This window comes from Serratia sp. EWG9, from assembly GCF_019913725.1.
Lineage (GTDB): Bacteria > Pseudomonadota > Gammaproteobacteria > Enterobacterales > Enterobacteriaceae > Serratia > Serratia ureilytica.
This window is the reverse complement of record NZ_JADNRO010000003.1, coordinates 256,934-274,638: the sequence shown is the minus strand read 5'-3', so window position 1 is coordinate 274,638 and position 17,705 is coordinate 256,934. Positions and strand designations below refer to the sequence as shown.

Below are 17,705 nucleotides of genomic sequence, written 5' to 3'. Positions count from 1 at the left end.
TTCTCCTGGAGGCTGTATGAGCGATACCGTCAAAGTGACACCGGCGGAGAAAAGCCCGACTCATGTCGGCATGACTTTTTTCGTCTGTTTTTTAGCCGCCTTGGCCGGCTTGCTGTTCGGTCTTGATATCGGCGTGATCGCCGGCGCCCTGCCGTTTATTACCGATACTTTTCAGATCGCCAGCTCTCAGCAGGAGTGGGTGGTCAGCTCAATGATGTTTGGCGCCGCCGTCGGCGCCATCGGCAGCGGCTGGATGAACTTCCGGCTGGGGCGCAAATACAGTTTGATGATCGGCGCAATCCTCTTCGTGGCGGGATCGCTGTGTTCTGCGTTCGCTCCCAACGTGGAGGTGTTGATCGTTTCACGTATTCTGCTGGGATTGGCGGTGGGGATCGCTTCTTATACCGCGCCGATTTATCTTTCTGAAATCGCGCCGGAGAAAATCCGCGGCAGCATGATCTCGATGTATCAATTGATGATCACCATCGGCATTCTGGCCGCTTACCTGTCTGATACGGCATTCAGCTATACCGGCGCCTGGCGCTGGATGTTGGGCGTCATCACCATCCCGGCCGGGCTGTTGTTGGTCGGCGTGTTCTTTTTGCCTGACAGCCCGCGGTGGTTGGCCTCGCGTAATCGCCATGAGCAAGCGCGTCAGGTGTTGGAGAAGCTGCGCGACAGCAGTGCCCAGGCGCAGTATGAGCTGAATGAAATTCGTGAAAGCCTCAAACTGAAGCAAAGCGGTTGGGCGTTGTTCAAAGGCAATAAAAATTTCCGCCGCGCGGTTTTCCTTGGCATTCTTCTTCAGGTGATGCAGCAGTTTACCGGGATGAACGTCACCATGTATTACGCGCCGAAGATTTTCGGTCTGGCGGGCTTCGCCAGTACGGAACAGCAGATGTGGGGCACGGTGATCGTCGGTCTGGTCAACGTGCTGGCCACCTTTATCGCTATTGGGCTGGTTGACCGCTGGGGCCGCAAGCCCACTTTGATCCTTGGGTTTATCGTGATGGCCGTCGGCATGGGGGCGCTGGGCACCATGATGAATATCGGCATGAACTCGGCGGCGGAGCAATATTTCGCCATCGTCATGCTGCTGATGTTTATCGTCGGCTTTGCCATGAGCGCCGGCCCGCTGATTTGGGTGCTGTGCTCAGAGATCCAGCCATTGAAAGGCCGCGATTTCGGCATCACCTGTTCCACCGCCACTAACTGGATAGCCAATATGATCGTGGGGGCGACGTTCCTGACCATGCTGAATTCGTTGGGCAGCGCTCACACCTTTTGGGTCTACGCGGGGCTTAACGTGCTGTTTGTTTTCATCACGCTGGCGCTGATCCCGGAAACCAAAAATATTTCACTGGAACACATTGAGCGCAATCTGATGGCCGGCAAACCGTTGCGTAATATCGGCTCGCGTTGATCTTTGCGGCAATAAAAAAGGTTCAGCCTGGGCTGAACCTTCTTCTTTTCGGCGGTGTAAACCGTTAAGCCAGCTTCTGCTGTGCCCAGGCCAGCCCGCTTTGGTATTCGCCCGGCAGCAGCGGCGCCAGCGCCTGCAGCGCTTGACGTAGATCGGCGGCGCTCGGGTCGTTCAGATTGAGGTGGCCGACCTTGCGGCCCGGGCGCACCTCTTTCTCATACCAGTGCAGATGCACCAGCGGCAGCGACAGCCACTGTTCGTTGACGGCGGTGCCGATCAGGTTGACCATCACCGACGGCGTGCTCACCACCGGCTGCGGCAGCGGCAGGCCGAGGATGGCGCGCAGGTGCAGCTCGAACTGGCTGATGGATGCGCCGTTTTGCGTCCAGTGGCCGCTGTTGTGCACGCGCGGCGCCAGTTCGTTGATCAACAGCCGATCGCCGACGATAAAGCACTCCATCGCCATCACGCCGACGTAGTTCAGCTCGTTCAGGATCGCCGCCAGCATCTGCTCGGCCTGTTGCTGCAGCGCCGGATTGGGCTGCGGCAGCGCCACGCTGGCGCGCAGGATGCCGTCTTCATGCAGGTTGTGGGTCAGCGGGTAGAAGACCGAACGGCCGTCGTGGCCGCGCGCGCCCACCAGCGACACTTCGCCGGAGAAATTGATGCCTTGCTCGACGATGCACTCGCCATAGGCATCGGCCGGCAGTTCGGCTTCCTGCCCCGGACGCAGGCGCCACTGGCCGCGGCCGTCATAGCCGCCGACCCGGCGTTTGACGATCGCCAGCTCGCCCAGCGCAGCGAACACCTGCGGCCATTCGGCGGCGCTCGCCAGCAGCTGCCACGGCGCGGTCGCCAGGCCGAGCTGATCGAGCAGCTGCTTTTGCGTCAGGCGATCCGCCAAACGCGGGAAGATGTCGCGGTTGACGAAGGCGCCGTGAGTCGCCAGTTCGCGCGTCAGCGCGGTTTCCGGCCAGCGTTCAATCTCGGCGGTAATGACGCTGTTCTGATACGGCACCGCCTCGGGTTCGGCATCGATGCCGACAGGGTAGACGGCGATGCCCAGCGGTTCGCCGGCCTGGCGCAGCATGCGCCCCAGCTGACCGTTGCCCAATACGCAAACCGGCTTCATGCGTCCTCCCGCGGATCGGGGTGGTTCAAAACGTCTTCAGTCTGCGCCTGACGCCAGTCCGCCAAACGCTGCGCCAGGGCGGCATCGTGCAGCGCCAGGATCTGCATCGCCAGCAGCCCGGCGTTGGCGGCGCCGGCTTTGCCGATCGCCAGCGTCCCCACCGGAATGCCGCGCGGCATCTGCACGATGGAGTAGAGGCTGTCCACGCCGCTCAGCGCGGCGCTTTGCACCGGCACACCCAGCACCGGCACCAGCGTTTTCGCCGCCAGCATGCCCGGCAGATGCGCGGCACCGCCGGCACCGGCGATGATCACGTCAAAGCCGTTGGCGGCAGCCTGCTCGGCGAAGCTGAACAGCTTGTCCGGCGTGCGGTGAGCGGAAACGACTTCGACATGGAAGGGGACATCGAGCTGGGTCAGGACTTCGGCGGCGAACTGCATGGTGGCCCAGTCACTTTTCGATCCCATTACAATTGCGATTTTAGCCCCGGCATTGGCGGCTGAAGCGGCGTTGGCTCCCATGGGTGTAAGGCTCCTGTGATTTGTCTGGCGTCGGCTGAGGGCCGAATGAGGGCGTAGAGCATACCATGAGCGCACGGTAAGGAAAACGGTTGCGTCGCCGGTTTTCACCGGCGAAAGCGCGAATTTTCACCCGCGCGCCAGTGCGGAACTCAGAACGGGAATTGGATCAGCTCGACGGCGTCGGCGCTGACTTTGATCATCGATCCTTCGACGTGCCAGGCGCCCAGCACCCCGCGATGGGCTTCGCCGTTGCTCAACGCCAGCCGATGCACCGCCGGGCGATGGGTATGGCCGTGGATCATCCAGTGCACATCGTGGCGCAGCATCGTTTGCTCGACCGCCTGCGGGTTGACGTCCATGATGGCGTCCGACTTGTACTGGTTGGATTGCTGGCTGCGGGCGCGCATCTTGGCGGCGATCTTCAGTCGCCAGCGCAGCGGCAGCGCGAGGAACAGTTTTTGAATCAGCGGGTTGTGCACTTTACGGCGGAATTGCTGATAGGCTTGATCGTCGGTGCACAGGGTGTCGCCGTGCAGGATCAGGATCCTGCGGCCGTACAGCTCCAGCACTTTTTCTTCCGGCAGCAGCTGCATGCCGCTGGCGCGGGCGAAGCGCTTGCCGAGCAGAAAATCGCGGTTGCCGTGGATGAAATAGCAGGGCACGCCGGCCTGTTGCAGCGCTTTCAGCGCCGCGGCGATCTCCGCGTGCAGCGGCTCGGGATCGTCGTCGCCGATCCAGGCTTCAAACAGGTCGCCGAGGATGTACAGCGCGTCGGCGTGCACCGCTTCGCGCCGTAAAAAACGCAGAAAACCGGCAGTGATTGCCGGTTCCTGTGCGCACAAGTGCAGATCTGCGATGAACAGCGTACTCATGCAGCCGCGATTACTCGCTGACGGTCACGCTGTTGATCACCACGTCTTCTACCGGTACGTCCTGGTGCATGCCGCTGCGGCCGGTTTTCACGCCTTTGATCTTGTTGACCACGTCCATGCCTTCAACCACTTCAGCAAACACGCAGTAGCCCCAGCCCTGTACGTTTTCGCCGCGGAAGTTCAGGAAGTCGTTGTCAGCCACGTTGATGAAGAACTGTGCGGTGGCGGAGTGCGGATCGTTGGTGCGCGCCATTGCCAGGGTGCCGATGGTGTTTTTCAAACCGTTGTTGGCTTCGTTCTTGATGGCCGCGTTGGTCGCTTTCTGGTTCATGCCCGGCTCGAAACCGCCGCCCTGGATCATGAAGCCGTTGATCACACGGTGGAAGATGGTGTTGTCGTAGAAACCGGCGCGGCAGTAGTTCAGGAAGTTTTCAACGGTAACCGGCGCTTTGTCAGCAAAGGTCTTGATAACGATATCGCCGTGATTGGTGTGGAAAGTAACCATAGTTTTAATCCTAACAAGGTGAAGTGAGACGTCACGTAAAGCGAGTGAACATTCAGACCGCCCTTATAACATATCCGCCCCAGCGAGTCAGCAGCGGCTCAACCGCGCACTGTCTGTGGTAATTGTATTTATGTTATATTATAACAATTGCGCGGCCGGCGAATTTTGCGCTTTTTCTTCGCGTGAAGTCAGCAAAGCATGGCCTTAACCTTGCAATAGATCAGGCTTCAGGTTTCAATACGCTACCGGGCGTTAAACCTGAAGCCCGGTTATCTTTTTTGTTATCACGCACACCACGGAATCTCCCGATGCTAAAGATTTTTAATACCCTGAGTCGTCAAAAAGAGGAATTCAAACCCATTCATGCCGGGAAAGTGGGCATGTACGTGTGCGGGGTAACCATCTATGACCTGTGTCACATCGGCCACGGTCGTACCTTTGTCGCTTTCGACGTGGTGGCGCGTTACCTGCGCTATCTCGGCTATTCGCTGAACTACGTGCGCAACGTCACCGACGTGGACGACAAAATCATCCGCCGCGCGGCGGAAAATCATGAGACCTGCGACCAGCTGACCGAACGCATGCTGGCGGAAATGCATGCCGACTTCGACGCGTTGCTGATCGATCGCCCGGACAGCGAACCGCGCGCGACCCAACACATCGCCGAGATCATCGAGATCACCCAGCGCCTGATCGATCGCGATCACGCCTATGTGGCCAGCAACGGCGACGTGATGTTCTCCATCGACAGCGATCCGCAGTACGGGCTGCTGTCGCGCCAGGATCTGGAGCAGCTGCAGGCCGGCGCGCGCGTGGAGATCGACGACGTTAAGCGCAACCCGATGGACTTCGTGCTGTGGAAGATGTCCAAACCGGGCGAGCCGAGCTGGCAGTCGCCGTGGGGGCCGGGCCGTCCGGGCTGGCACATCGAATGCTCCGCCATGAACTGCAAACAGCTGGGCACCCACTTCGACATTCACGGCGGCGGTTCCGATCTGATGTTCCCGCACCACGAGAACGAGATCGCGCAGTCGAGCTGCGCCCACGACGGCCCGTACGTCAATTACTGGATGCACTCCGGCATGGTGATGATCGACAAAGAGAAGATGTCCAAATCGCTGGATAACTTCTTTACCATTCGCGACGTGCTCGGCCATTACGATGCGGAGACGGTGCGTTACTTCCTGATGTCCGGCCACTATCGCAGCCAGCTGAACTACAGTGAAGAGAATCTCAAGCAGGCGCGCACCGCGCTGGAGCGCCTCTATACCGCGCTGCGCGGCACCGACGCCAATGCCGCGCCGGCCGGCGGCGAAGCGTTCGAAGCCCGCTTCCGCGAAGCGATGGACGACGACTTCAACACCCCGGAAGCCTACTCGGCGCTGTTCGATCTGGCGCGCGAGGTTAACCGCCTGAAGGGGGAAGACATGGCGGCGGCCAGCGGCATGGCGGCGGAACTGCGCAAGCTGGCGAACGTGCTTGGCCTGCTGCAGCAGGAGCCGGAGCAGTTCCTGCAAGGGGGCGCACAGGTTGGCGACGGCGAAGTGGCGGAGATCGAAGCGCTGATCAAACAGCGTAACGAAGCGCGCGCCGCCAAGGACTGGGCGCTGGCGGATGCCGCGCGTGATCGCTTGAACGAGATGAACATCGTGCTGGAAGACGGCCCGCAGGGCACCACCTGGCGCCGTAAGTAATCCGGCAGAAGGAAACAAAAAAGGCGCTGAATTCAGCGCCTTTTTCTATGGCTGCGGGTTAGGGTTTAACCATGACCTTGCCGCCGCCGAACTCCACCACCTGATCGGCGACGATCTTGCAGCGCTTGCGGGTTTCGACCTTACCGTCGACTTTCACCTGCCCTTCGGCGATGACTTCTTTGGCGGCGCCGCCGCTTTCACACCAGCCCTGGAACTTCAGCAGATCGCACAGTTCGACATGGGGATGATTGTCCAGATTGAAAATTTCCATACTGCCTTACTTATTTAGGTTGAACGTCGTGATATTCCTCGCAGGCCTGCAAGGTATTTTGGATCAGTGTAGCCACGGTCATCGGGCCAACGCCACCCGGCACCGGGGTGATGTAGGCGGCGCGCTCGCTGGCGGCGTCGAAATCGACATCGCCCACCACTTTACCGCTTTCCAGGCGGTTGATGCCGACGTCAACCACGATGGCGCCCGGTTTGATCCAGTCGCCCGGAATGAAGCCCGGTTTGCCGACCGCCACCACCAGCAGATCGGCGTTCTCGACGTGATGACGCAGATTCTTGGTGAAGCGGTGGGTGACGGTGGTGGTGCAGCCGGCCAGCAGCAGCTCCATGCTCATCGGGCGGCCGACGATGTTGGACGCGCCGACCACCACGGCGTTCAGGCCGTAGGTATCGATGTTATAACGCTCCAGCAGGGTGACGATGCCGCGCGGCGTGCATGGGCGCAGCTTGGGCGCGCGCTGGCACAGGCGGCCGACGTTGTACGGGTGGAAGCCGTCGACGTCTTTGTCCGGATGGATGCGTTCCAGCACCTTGACGTTATCGATGCCGGCCGGCAACGGCAGCTGCACCAAAATGCCGTCGATTTCCTCATCGGCGTTCAGCTGGTCGATCAACGCCAGCAGCTCGGCTTCACTGGTGGCAGCGGGCAGGTCGTAGGAGCGGGAGAGGAAGCCGACTTCATCGCAGGCGCGGCGCTTGCTGGCGACGTAAATTTGCGAAGCCGGATTCTCGCCGACCAGCACAACCGCCAGCCCTGGCGCGCGCTTGCCGGCCGCCAGACGTTGTTTCACTTGCTCAGCCACTTCGTTTCTAACCTGCTGCGCAATCGTTTTACCATCAATAATCTTTGCTGACATCAGTGTGGAAATCCATCAATTAAGAAAAGCGGGGATGCCGCTATTCTGTCAGAAGCTGAGCGCGCTGTCAGGCGCAGAATCACCCTCGCCGCCGTCGGCGAGGCCGATTTACGCTTTTTTTATGCCGGTTTCAGGAACCTCTACGCCATTTTTACCGGCATTTGCATACGCTGGGGCCATACACAGGGCGAAAGAGGGCAGGATCATGAGAGCGATAACCCGGCTTTATCCGTTGCATCATCAGCCTGATCAGCAACCGGCGCAGCCTAAGCACGTTGGTGAGACGGTGTTCGATTCTTCGCTGCATCCGGCGGACAGTGAGCAACTCACCGCGCTGCATCAGCTTTGTCAGCACCAGGCGACGCCGTCGTGGCGGGCGCGCCTGAGCGCCCTGTGGCGGAAGCTGTGTGCATGAACGGCAGCGCATGGGTAGGGTGCGCGCTATTGCTGGCTTGGGCGCCGTGGAGCCAGGCTTCTTTAAACAGCGCACGCCCTGACTCCGCTCTGGGGAAAAGAGGGGAGGCGACCTGCAACATGCAGGTGGTTGAGCATGCCGATTGGGGCGACATTACGGCGGTCGTTCAGTCCGTGCGCCTTTGCCTGCGGCGGGGCGATGGGCGGCAAGGGGCCGAACGCACGCCAGGCGATACCGCTGTCGGCCTGGCGCAACACAGCATAGCGCGGGCCGCCGCACGCGCGCTGGCGGAAAAAACGCCATAAAGCACCGTCGCCGCCGTAACGTCATGAAAAGGCATTGACTCGCTAACCTCTGACCGTATAATCGCAACCCGCAACCACAGGTTGCCGCATCTCAATGCGCCCTTAGCTCAGTTGGATAGAGCAACGGCCTTCTAAGCCGTAGGTCATAGGTTCGAATCCTATAGGGCGTGCCATTAAGTATCAATGAGTTACGCCTTTCATCCCGTCTTTCCAATTTCATCATGGGACAGATTTGGGACTAAACCTCCGAAAATCGCATCAATTTGCCTCGCATGCTCAGTGAGATGGTTCGGTGCAAGGTGAGTGTATCGCTGTACCATTTCTATGCTCTCCCAGCCGGTCTATTCTCCAAAGCTCAGCTTTTCGACGGTCGTGCAATTCCTGCGCTTGGCGAGTGATTAGGTATCCGGCCGCGGCGCCGCTGTTCCACCGGTGAAAACTCCTATTTCCCCCTCCCACGTTTATTCGCTGACGATGGTTCACTTCCCGCACCGGGCTCTCCGGTCGGGGAGTGAGTTCAGCACGCGCCGTACGCTGCAGCAATAAAAGACATTAATAACCTCAATGGGTTAGGAGTTTTCTCGGTAACCCTGCAATTTGTAAAGGATTGATCGTTTTCAACGATCGGTAGGATCTTATTGATCTGCACAACCAATTATCTTTGCTGCACGGTCGCCGTTAAGATCGGGCAGGATATTATTCGGCGGTAACTCTTTATTCATCCGGTGAATACCACGTAGCGCTCGACAATTTATCAGGATAAAACCCCCGTACTCAGCCATGACGAGAACGTCTGCTAATCGCCCGCTTTCCCGCGATAACGAGATTGACGGTTCAGGGAGCACGGCAGAGAGAACGGCGTTTTCTCCCTGCAGCCTTCTCGGGTTTTCGAACCGTGGCGCAGCGCTATTTTTATCCTCACGGACTCTTTCGGCCCTGCAGCGGCCTTTTGTATTTTTCTGAGGCGACGAACCATGAATGCCCATCGCACCACCGGCAAACGCCCCGTATCCCCGCTGGCCATACTCCCCGATCGCCGGGTGCCCAATGCGCTTTTGCACCGGGATAGCGTGCAACGCATTCTCGTCATCAAGCTACGCCACTTTGGCGACGTCCTGTTGATGACGCCGGTGCTCAGCACATTGCGCGTCAACTACCCCAATGCGTTGATCGATGTGCTGGTCTATGACGGCACCGAGGCGATGCTGGCCGGCAATCAGGATGTTTATCTGGCCTTTACCGTGGATCGAGAGCTCAAGCGCCAAGGGCTGAAAGCGCAATACCGCGGCGAATATGCGTTATGGAACAGCCTGCGGACCGGCCATTACGATCTGGTGATCAACCTCTCCGATCAGTGGCGGGCGGCGTTGTATTGCCGTTTTCTCAAGCCGACCTTCAGTCTGGGGTTTCGCTACCCCAAACGCGACAATCGACTCTGGCGGGCCTGCCATTCGCTACTGGTCGACGTTGCCGGCCCGGCGCAACACACCGTGCTGAATAATCTCAGCATTCTGGCGCCACTGGCCTTGCCCACGACAATCACGCAGGTGACGCAGGCCTGGCGGCAATCTGATGTGGATGACGTTGACCGGCTCAGTCGACGCCATCACCTGACCGATTTTGTGCTGATACAGCCGACCGCACGCTGGGCTTTCAAGACCTGGACGGTGGACGGATTCAGCGCCGTGATTAACCACCTGACCGCCCAGGGCAGAACGGTGGTGCTCACCGGCGGACGCACGCAAGATGAAGCCGCCATGATAAGCGCCATCATGGCCCGCTGCCTGTTACCGCGGCGGGTGATTAATCTGACCGGGCGTCTGGAGCTGCCGGAGCTCGCGGTGTTGATTGACCGGGCGCGGCTGTTTATTGGGGTCGATTCGGTGCCGATGCACATGGCCGCCGCGCTGAATACGCCCTCGGTGGTGCTGTTCGGGCCCAGCGACCTCGCGCGATGGTCCCCGTGGCAGGCGCCCCACACGTTGCTGTGGGCCGGAGACTATCGTCCGCTGCCCGCCCCGGAAGCCGTTGACACCAACACCTGCGAGCGTTACCTCGCGGCCATCCCGGCCGGCGATGTGATACAGGCGGTTAACAGGCAACTGGCATCCCTCGTCGGATCTGCGCAGCGTTAATCCTGCGCGGCCTTCCACCGTGTTTTTTCTCTTATCAATGAGTACGTCACGATGCTATTCAACTCAGCAGTTTCCTCGTCAATACAAACGCCCCTTCAGCAACGGTTGTTTGCGTTTACCGCCTTTTTGCTGGGAGCCTCCCTCCCGACCTCCAATCCCCTGATGAATATCTCACTGGGGCTGATTGTCGTCTGTCTGCTCTGGCTGCGCGATATCCGGCAGTGGGCTGCACTGGCTTGTCATCCCCTGGTTTGGTTGCCGGCCCTGATGTTTGCGCTGCTGGCGTTGTCATTGCTGACGCATGCTCACGCCTACGGCCCCAAAATGGTCGGCAAATACCAAAAATTGCTGTATGTCCTGCCGCTGGCGCTGTTCTTTCTGGCCGACTCGCGGCTGATGACGCAATTTGTCCGCGGCTTTTTGTGGGCCAATGCCGCGATATTGGCCATCAGCTTCATGAGCGGGCTTGGCCATGTCACATTGGGCGGGCTGAACCCCGCCAACCCTACGGTGTTTAAGCTGCAAATCACCCAAAACGTGTTTATGGCGCTGGCGGCGCTGGTCTGGTTGTCGCGTGCTTTTGCCTGTAGCGGAAAACGGCGCTGGGGGTATGCGGGACTGGTGTTGTTGGCGACGGTTAATGTTCTGCTGATGGTGCAGGGGCGTACCGGGTATGTGGCATTGGCCGTTGGCATGGGCATCTGGTTATTGCTCACACTCCGGCGCAAGCAGCAAGTGGCCGTGATCGCCTGCGGCATACTGGCTGTCGTGATGCTGGTCATGACCCCCAATCGCGCCATGGAGCGCCTGACGCTGGGCGTCCAGCAAATTCAGGGGTGCGTTTTCGCCCCGGCCCAAACGGCTTATGCGGCCTGCGACAACTCCATGGGGCAACGCACCGCCTTCGCCCGCGAAGCCCTGCGACTGATAAAGCAATCCCCGCTGCTGGGCAACGGCGCCGGCAGCTTTTGGTACGGCAATCCATCCACCGGCTATGGCGTGCATAATCCGCACAATGAATACCTGTTGGAAACGGTGCAGAGCGGTTTGCTGGGATTGATGGTGTTCCTCACCTGGATGTGGAGTTGCTACCGCGTCGCCTGGCGCTTGCCGCCGGCGCGCCGAAATCTGTTCGTTGCGGTGCTCAGCAGCTACATGGCCTGCCATCTGTTCAATTCATTCCTGCTGGACTCGTCCGAAGGGCACCTGTTTGTCATTATCGCCGCCTTACTGGCCGGGCTTTCCCTCACCACTCCGCCGTCTCTTCATGCAGATTTGCCTCAACCCCAGATGCGATAGGGGGTTGAAGTGCTTCGAAAATACGCGCTTGAACGCGGCGCTCAGCGCTCCTCCACGCATCGGTGAAAAGCCAGCGGCCGCCTGGTTCGCTCACAACGGCCGCCCCGGCGTTAACGCCGGGGCGGCACGGTTGCGGATGGCTTTTTTCCCTTCCGACGCAGTTTGCTGTGGGCGGAATTACTCTTTTTGCGCCATCACCTTCGCCCGGAACGCCGGACCGGCCACGGCGGTGCGCTCATCGCGGGCCAGCCAGCGGTAGGCGGTCGCGCCGAGGAAGACGCCGATAAACCAGCTGAAGTTGGCCACTTGGTGCAGAGCCGGAATAAAGCTGATGATCAGGCCAATGGCCACCGACGGCAGCAGCGCGGCAATGGCTTTCGGGTTAAAACCGTTGCGGTACCAGTATTTGCCTTTCGGGGTGTCATCAAACAGATCGTCCACGGATACCTGGCCGCGTTTGATCAGATAAAAATCGGCGATCAGGATGCCGAACAATGGGCCAATAAAGGCGCCCAGCACGTCGAGGGTGTAGTGGATAAGCTCCGGCGAATTAAACAAATTCCACGGCGTCAGCAGAATCGACCCAACGGCGGCAATCATCCCGCCGGTGCGGAAGCTGATTTTCTGCGGCGAACAGTTCGAAAAGTCAAAGGCTGGCGAGACGAAGTTGGCCACGATATTGATGCCAATGGTGGCGGTGATCATCGTCAGCAGGCCAATGGCGACCGCCAGATCGTTTCCAATGCGGCTGACGGTTTCAATCGGGTCGGTGATCATGTGGCCAAACAGCGATTGTGTGCCGGAAACAATCACTACGGTGACGATGGAGAACAGCAGGAAGTTGAACGGCAGGCCCCAGCGGTTGCCGCGGCGGATCTCGCCCATGTTTTTGCCGTAGCGGGAGAAATCGCCGAAGTTGAGCAGCGGCCCGGAGAAGTAGGAGACCACCAGCGCGGTGGCGGTGATCATTTGCCAGGTCTGCTCCCCGGCGGTCAGCGATTTGCTGGCCAGGGTAAAGGAAATCCCGTCAAAACCGGTCTTGTATACAATCCAGCCCGCCAGCGCCAGCATCACCACATAGACTGCCGGCCCGGCGATATCGATGAAGCGCTTAATGGCGTTCATGCCGTGCCAAAAGACCATCGCCTGCAGCAGCCACATGGTGGCGAAGCATAGCCAGCCCAGGAGCGACAGGCCGAGGAAGCCGCTTCCGGTGAGCGTGGACAGCGACGGCCAGAACTTGAGCAGCACCAGCATCAGGGCGTTGGCCGCAAGGTAGGTCTGGATCCCATACCAGGCGAAAGCGATAAGCCCGCGGATCACCGCCGGGATATTGGCGCCAAAGACGCCAAACGCCTGGCGGCAGATGACCGCATAGGGCACGCCGGCCATTTGGCTTGGCTTCGCCACCAGGTTGGCGCACAGCTGTACGATGCAAATGCCGATCAGCAGGCAGAGCAGCACTTGCCAACTGGCCAACCCAAGCGTGAAAAAGCTCGCCGCGACCACATAGCCCCCCATGCTGTGCACGTCCGACATCCAGAATGAAAAAATGTTGTACCAGCTCCAGTTTTGGTCGCGCGTCGGCGCGAGATCTTCATTACACAGTCGCGGGCTGTAGCCGGCGGTCGCGTCTTTGGCCGAAACCTGATGCATGTGTGTTGAATGTGGCATGAAACCTGCTCCTCTTGTTATGTGGATTGCTGAGGCTATTGCAGGATCCAGGCCACAATGGCTGATTTTGCATACAGAAACCGAGCGTTATGTATACGATTTTGCTATCGATAGGTGAAACCGGAGTGGGTGAATGAATACTGAACATTGTCTCCAGGCCGCGCCAGCGCTGCAGGACAAAGATGAAACCATTTATCAGGCGTTGATGACGGCGATTGTCGAGCATCAGCTGCCGCCGGGCAGCAAATTGCCGGAGGAGGCGTTGTCCGACGTGTTTGCCGTGAGCCGCACCGGCATCCGTAAGGTGCTGCAACGACTCGCCGCTGTGCAAATGGTTAGCCTGAAGCCCAAACGTGGTGCATATGTCGCCAGCCCGACGGTGGAAGAGGCGCAGGCTATCTTCCGCACGCGCGCGCTGCTGGAGGTGGCCAATCTTCCCGATATTATCGCCCGCTGTCGAGCGCCCCATCTGGCGGCACTGGAGCGCATTATTCAGCTGGAACAGCAGGTGCATGAGGCTTACGACGGCCCGGCGGCGATTCGCTATTCCGCCGATTTTCATATTCAGCTGCAGGCGATCTCGGGCAATTCGGTTATCACCGACATGGTGACGCGTCTTTGCCAGCGTTCTTCCCTGGTCATCGCCACCTGGGGCGCGCCGTGGCGGCAGGGGTGCCGTTGCGACGATCATCAGCAGTTGGTCGGTTTGTTGCGGGATAAAGCGCTGCAGCCTCTGAGCGACGCCCTGATGCGCCATTTTGATCATATTGTCGCCAGCCTGCGCTTTGAGCGCGATGGCGTCAGCCTGCCCGATTTTTCCCGGCTGTTCGCCGGTTACAAGGAGCCGTGATGTATTCTGTTTGCATACAGGTTATCAACCCCAACACCAGTCAGGCGATGACCGACACCATCGCCGCCGCCGCGCGCACCGCCGCCGCGCCGGGCACCGAGATCCTGGCGGTGTGCCCGCGCGACGGGGTGCCGTCCATTGAAGGGCACTTTGACGAAGCCATCGCGGCGATCGGCGTGCTGGAACAGGTGAGGGCGGGGCGACGGCAGGGCGTTGACGGTCATGTGATCGCCTGTTTCGGCGATCCGGGATTGCTGGCCGCGCGCGAGCTGGCGCAGGGGCCGGTGATCGGCATTGCGGAAGCGGCGATGCATATGGCGTCGATGGTGGCGACCCGTTTTTCGATCGTCACCACGTTACCGCGCACGCTGATTATCGCCCGCCACCTGCTGCATCAGTACGGTTTTCATCAGCATTGCGCGGCGCTGCACGCCATTGACTTGCCGGTGCTGGCGCTGGAAGACGGCAGCGGGCTGGCGCAGGAGAAAGTGCGCGAGCGCTGCATCCGCGCTCTGAAAGAGGATGGCTGCGGGGCGATTGTGCTCGGCTGCGGCGGAATGGCGACGCTGGCGCAGGAACTGACCCGCGAGCTGCGGGCGCCGGTGATTGATGGCGTCAGCGCGGCGGTAAAAATGGTGGAGTCGCTGGTGGCGTTGGGGTTATCGACCAGCAAACAAGGGGACTTGGCCTATCCCGAAACCAAAGCGTTAAGCGGTCAATTTCAGTCGTTAAATCTATTTTAAAGGGATGAAGAATGGTCATTGTCGATGAGAATTACCCCCGTGACCTGCGGGGCTACGCCGGAGATCCGCCGCACGCGCGCTGGCCGGGCAACGCGCGGATTGCCGTGCAGTTTGTGCTCAATTACGAGGAGGGTGCGGAGAATCATGTGCTGCATGGCGATGCGGGATCGGAACAGTTTCTCTCCGATATTATCGGCGCCGCCAGCTATCCGGCGCGCCATATGTCGATGGATTCGCTGTACGAATACGGCAGCCGGGCGGGATTTTGGCGGATCCACCGCGAGTTCAGCCGGCGTGGCCTGCCGTTGACGGTCTTCGGCGTGGCGATGGCGCTGGCGCGCCAGCCGGAGATTGTCGCGGCGATCAAAGCGGCGAAATACGATGTGGTCAGCCATGGCTGGCGCTGGATCCATTATCAACATATGGATATCGCTGAGGAGCGCGAGCATATGCAAAAAGCGGTGCAAGTGCTGGCCGACCTGTTCGGCAAAGCGCCTACCGGCTGGTATACCGGGCGCGATAGCCCCAACACTCGGCAACTGGTCGTGGAGCAGGGCGGTTTTGATTATGACAGCGATTATTACGGCGATGATTTGCCGTTCTGGAGCGAAGTGGCGTGCGGCGACGGCAGCCGTCGGCCGCACCTGATCGTTCCTTACACGCTGGACGCCAACGACATGCGTTTCGCCACCGCTCAGGGATTTAATACCGCCGAGCAATTTTACACCTATCTGAAAGACAGCTTCGACGTGCTGTACGCTGAGGGCGAGGAGGCGCCGAAGATGATGTCGGTGGGGATGCACTGTCGTCTGCTGGGCAGGCCGGGGCGTTTTCGCGCGCTGCAGCGTTTTCTCGACTATATCCAGCAACACGAACGGGTGTGGGTCTGTACGCGGCAGCAGATAGCGGACCACTGGCGCGAGACCCATCCGTACCCGGGAACATGACGCATGCCTGGCGGCGTTGTGTCGGCTCCACTGCGCAGCGTGTTTTCGTATGGCCAATAACGCTGCCGCTCAGCTCGCTCCAGTGCTTTGATGGATCGACAGAGCGGCCGTAGGGCAAACGACCCGCCGCCAATTGAACCTTCGTTTATTTTGCCGCGTTACAATAGGTGAAAATTTCCCCATGGAGCCTATCGTGCGCAAATCCAGATTCTTTCTCGTGACCTTGCTGTGCCTGTGCGGCGCCGCCGTGCTGTACGTCATGGCTTACCGGGCGTTGGGGCATTACCTCAGCGACGGGGAGAAGGCCTACCCGGACATCACCGTTGAAATCCGCTGAGGGCCGTGCGCCGCCGCGGTGATTGCGCCGATTTTTTCGCACTGATTTACCCGCCATTTACCCGCCGTCGGCAATGATGACGCTGCGTCTCCACACTGTGTGGTTCTCTTGGGCGGAATGCGGTTATGTCACTGCAACAGGTATCGAATGTTTCTTTGAGCAATAACGGCTTAAAAGGCATCGGTTACAAACATTACGCGTTGGCGATCGTGGCGTTTTCGGCGATCGTGCGGTTTATTTCCTTAACGGATCGGTATTTTTGGTGCGACGAGGCCTCCAGCGTGCTGACCAGCCGCTATGATGTGGGCGCTTTGCTGTACCATGCTTCCTTCGATGTTCACCCGCCGCTTTATTACCTGCTGCTGCATGGCTGGATGGTGCTGTTTGGCGACGGCATTATGGCGGCCCGCGCGCTGAGCCTGGTGTTCGGCGTGATGACGGTGGCGCTGGCGATGCGTTTTACCCGTTGGTTGGCCAACGAGCGGGCGGCGCTGACTGCGGGATGGCTGATGGCGATCATGCCGATGGCGGTGCGTTACAGCCAGGAGGCGCGCATGTATGCGCTGATGGGGCTGTTGGCGATCGCCGCCGCCATGGCGCTGGCGAAGTGGCTGAAAACGCCGGATAACCGCCGCTATCTGGCGCTGTATGCGCTGTTGATGACGCTGAGCTTTTATACTCACTACTTCACGATTTTCACGCTGATCGCGCACTGGCTGGTGGTGTTGGCACTGTCGTGCCGCCGCGAAGGCGAGTGTTACATCAGGCAGCCGGCGTGGTGGGTGGCCAATGCGGCGATTGGCGTGGCCTATATTCCCTGGCTGCTGGTGCTGCTCAATCTGCTGGCGCATATTGCTGAACTGCGGGTCGGCGGCGACGTCGGTTGGATCCCTCAGGTTGCCTGGGGCGATCTGCCGGCGATGTATTGGCGTTTTCTCACCGGGCATGATGGCAGCAACTATCCCACGATCATTCTCTGGCTGCTGCCGGCGATGTTTGTCGCCTTATGTTCACTGCTGCTGTGGCGGCGCCAGATGCCGAGAAAATATGCGTTGCTGCTGCTCGGCGGCATGCTGATCCCGGTGACGTTGGTATTCGCCATTTCCTGGCGTTCACCGCTGTTTGTCGATCGCTACCTTTATTCCGCCGCGCTCGGCATTCCGTTGGTATTGGGCGTGCTGATCGCCGGTACGAAAAGCCGGGTGCGCGGGATCTCTTTGCTGCTGTTCTTCAGCCTGCTGTTCGGCTGCGGCGTGCGCAACGACTATCCGGTCGAGAAAGATGAGTTCAAGGTGATGGTGCACTACATCAACAGTAACTATCAGCCCAACGATGCGGTGGTGGTCAGCAACATGTTCAACTACCTGAGCTATGTGTATTACAACAAGAAGGGCTATCGCGCCTTGCTGTATACCCCCGCCAGGCCCAACGGCATTTCGGGCAAGCCCAATGCCTATGGTTTCGGCACCTTTTTCCACGATCGGGCGGCGCAGACCTACGTCGATAACCTCAGCGCGTTAGCGAAAGACCATCGCCGGGTCTGGCTGGTCAGCGGCGGGGATTTCAATCAGGACTTCGGCCGTTCGCCGCCGGGGTGGGTCAATACCGGCACCTTCAAAAGCGGCGGTTTCGAGTCGAGGCTATTCGTGGTGCGCGACGCCAGATAGCCGGATAAATGCCCCAAATCTCGGAAGCCCCCACACAC

16 protein-coding genes, 1 tRNA gene and 3 pseudogenes are annotated in these 17,705 nt (G+C 59.6%); 12 read left to right on the top strand and 8 right to left on the bottom strand.

Translation table 11 applies throughout. The features are described from left to right. The first annotated feature begins 16 nt into the window (after window positions 1-16). Window positions 17-1,423 (top strand): sugar porter family MFS transporter, encoded by a 1,407-nt coding sequence (locus ITX55_RS09510; RefSeq protein WP_223085016.1) that lies wholly within the window; start codon window positions 17-19, stop codon window positions 1,421-1,423. A 64-nt stretch (window positions 1,424-1,487) separates the two neighbouring features. On the opposite strand, the gene purK is transcribed toward ITX55_RS09510, so the two are convergent. The 4 genes from purK to ppiB form a co-directional block, all read right to left on the bottom strand. Next, on the bottom strand, window positions 1,488-2,555 hold the full coding sequence (gene purK, locus ITX55_RS09505) for a 5-(carboxyamino)imidazole ribonucleotide synthase (protein WP_072628246.1): 1,068 nt from the start codon (window positions 2,553-2,555) through the stop codon (window positions 1,488-1,490). Next, window positions 2,552-3,076, bottom strand: a complete 525-nt coding sequence (gene purE, locus ITX55_RS09500; protein ID WP_004940188.1) for a 5-(carboxyamino)imidazole ribonucleotide mutase — start codon at window positions 3,074-3,076, stop codon at window positions 2,552-2,554. Before purE ends, purK begins: the two co-directional genes overlap by 4 nt. A 149-nt stretch (window positions 3,077-3,225) precedes the next feature. Beyond that, complete coding sequence (locus tag ITX55_RS09495; protein ID WP_108680259.1) at window positions 3,226-3,948, bottom strand: UDP-2,3-diacylglucosamine diphosphatase; 723 nt, start codon at window positions 3,946-3,948, stop codon at window positions 3,226-3,228. A gap of 10 nt (window positions 3,949-3,958) precedes the next feature. Beyond that, window positions 3,959-4,453, bottom strand: coding sequence for a peptidylprolyl isomerase B (gene ppiB, locus ITX55_RS09490; protein ID WP_016928800.1), 495 nt, complete (start codon window positions 4,451-4,453; stop codon window positions 3,959-3,961). Between the two features lie 308 nt (window positions 4,454-4,761). Here ppiB and cysS point away from each other — a divergent pair, with 308 nt between their 5' ends. Further along, window positions 4,762-6,147, top strand: a complete 1,386-nt coding sequence (gene cysS, locus ITX55_RS09485; protein WP_108680260.1) for a cysteine--tRNA ligase — start codon at window positions 4,762-4,764, stop codon at window positions 6,145-6,147. A gap of 58 nt (window positions 6,148-6,205) precedes the next feature. Here cysS and ybcJ read toward each other — a convergent pair whose 3' ends face one another. Both ybcJ and folD read right to left on the bottom strand, forming a co-directional pair. After that, a complete protein-coding gene (ybcJ, locus tag ITX55_RS09480) occupies window positions 6,206-6,418 on the bottom strand; it encodes a ribosome-associated protein YbcJ (protein ID WP_033642141.1) in 213 nt (70 codons plus the stop codon). Window positions 6,419-6,428: 10 nt separating this feature from the next. Beyond that, on the bottom strand, window positions 6,429-7,295 hold the full coding sequence (folD, locus tag ITX55_RS09475; RefSeq protein ID WP_004940177.1) for a bifunctional methylenetetrahydrofolate dehydrogenase/methenyltetrahydrofolate cyclohydrolase FolD: 867 nt from the start codon (window positions 7,293-7,295) through the stop codon (window positions 6,429-6,431). Between the two features lie 205 nt (window positions 7,296-7,500). Between folD and ITX55_RS09470 the strand changes: the two genes are divergently transcribed. The 3 genes from ITX55_RS09470 (at window position 7,501) to ITX55_RS09460 (ending at window position 8,188) form a co-directional block, all read left to right on the top strand. After that, window positions 7,501-7,710 (top strand): hypothetical protein, encoded by a 210-nt coding sequence (locus tag ITX55_RS09470; protein ID WP_042783825.1) that lies wholly within the window; start codon window positions 7,501-7,503, stop codon window positions 7,708-7,710. After that, window positions 7,707-8,015, top strand: coding sequence for a hypothetical protein (locus ITX55_RS09465; protein WP_072022486.1), 309 nt, complete (start codon window positions 7,707-7,709; stop codon window positions 8,013-8,015). Before ITX55_RS09470 ends, ITX55_RS09465 begins: the two co-directional genes overlap by 4 nt. Before the next feature lie 96 nt (window positions 8,016-8,111). Beyond that, window positions 8,112-8,188, top strand: a tRNA-Arg gene (locus tag ITX55_RS09460). Between the two features lie 24 nt (window positions 8,189-8,212). Here ITX55_RS09460 and ITX55_RS09455 read toward each other — a convergent pair. After that, window positions 8,213-8,353 (bottom strand): annotated as a pseudogene (locus tag ITX55_RS09455) (integrase); the annotation flags it as partial. A 636-nt stretch (window positions 8,354-8,989) separates the two neighbouring features. On the opposite strand from ITX55_RS09455, the gene rfaQ reads away from it, so the two are divergent. Both rfaQ and ITX55_RS09445 read left to right on the top strand, forming a co-directional pair. Continuing rightward, a complete protein-coding gene (gene rfaQ, locus ITX55_RS09450) occupies window positions 8,990-10,150 on the top strand; it encodes a putative lipopolysaccharide heptosyltransferase III (RefSeq protein ID WP_108680261.1) in 1,161 nt (386 codons plus the stop codon). Between the two features lie 51 nt (window positions 10,151-10,201). Continuing rightward, window positions 10,202-11,449, top strand: coding sequence for an O-antigen ligase (locus ITX55_RS09445; RefSeq protein WP_108680262.1), 1,248 nt, complete (start codon window positions 10,202-10,204; stop codon window positions 11,447-11,449). Window positions 11,450-11,626: 177 nt separating this feature from the next. Here ITX55_RS09445 and ITX55_RS09440 read toward each other — a convergent pair whose 3' ends face one another. Next, on the bottom strand, window positions 11,627-13,123 hold the full coding sequence (locus tag ITX55_RS09440; RefSeq protein WP_033642144.1) for an NCS1 family nucleobase:cation symporter-1: 1,497 nt from the start codon (window positions 13,121-13,123) through the stop codon (window positions 11,627-11,629). A 133-nt stretch (window positions 13,124-13,256) separates the two neighbouring features. Here ITX55_RS09440 and ITX55_RS09435 point away from each other — a divergent pair, with 133 nt between their 5' ends. The 5 genes and pseudogenes from ITX55_RS09435 (at window position 13,257) to ITX55_RS09415 (ending at window position 17,667) form a co-directional block, all read left to right on the top strand. Further along, on the top strand, window positions 13,257-13,973 hold the full coding sequence (locus ITX55_RS09435; RefSeq protein WP_033651130.1) for a GntR family transcriptional regulator: 717 nt from the start codon (window positions 13,257-13,259) through the stop codon (window positions 13,971-13,973). After that, window positions 13,973-14,840: pseudogene (locus ITX55_RS09430) on the top strand (aspartate/glutamate racemase family protein); the annotation flags it as partial. The gene ITX55_RS09435 and the pseudogene ITX55_RS09430, both read left to right, overlap by 1 nt. Beyond that, a pseudogene (puuE, locus tag ITX55_RS09425) lies at window positions 14,809-15,663 on the top strand (allantoinase PuuE); the annotation flags it as partial. The pseudogenes ITX55_RS09430 and puuE, both read left to right, overlap by 32 nt. Window positions 15,664-15,856: 193 nt before the next feature. Next, entirely contained in the window at window positions 15,857-16,000 is a 144-nt protein-coding gene (locus ITX55_RS09420) for a hypothetical protein (RefSeq protein WP_162837200.1), read from the top strand. A gap of 125 nt (window positions 16,001-16,125) precedes the next feature. Next, window positions 16,126-17,667 (top strand): glycosyltransferase family 39 protein, encoded by a 1,542-nt coding sequence (locus ITX55_RS09415; RefSeq protein WP_197752348.1) that lies wholly within the window; start codon window positions 16,126-16,128, stop codon window positions 17,665-17,667. Window positions 17,668-17,705: the final 38 nt, after the last annotated feature.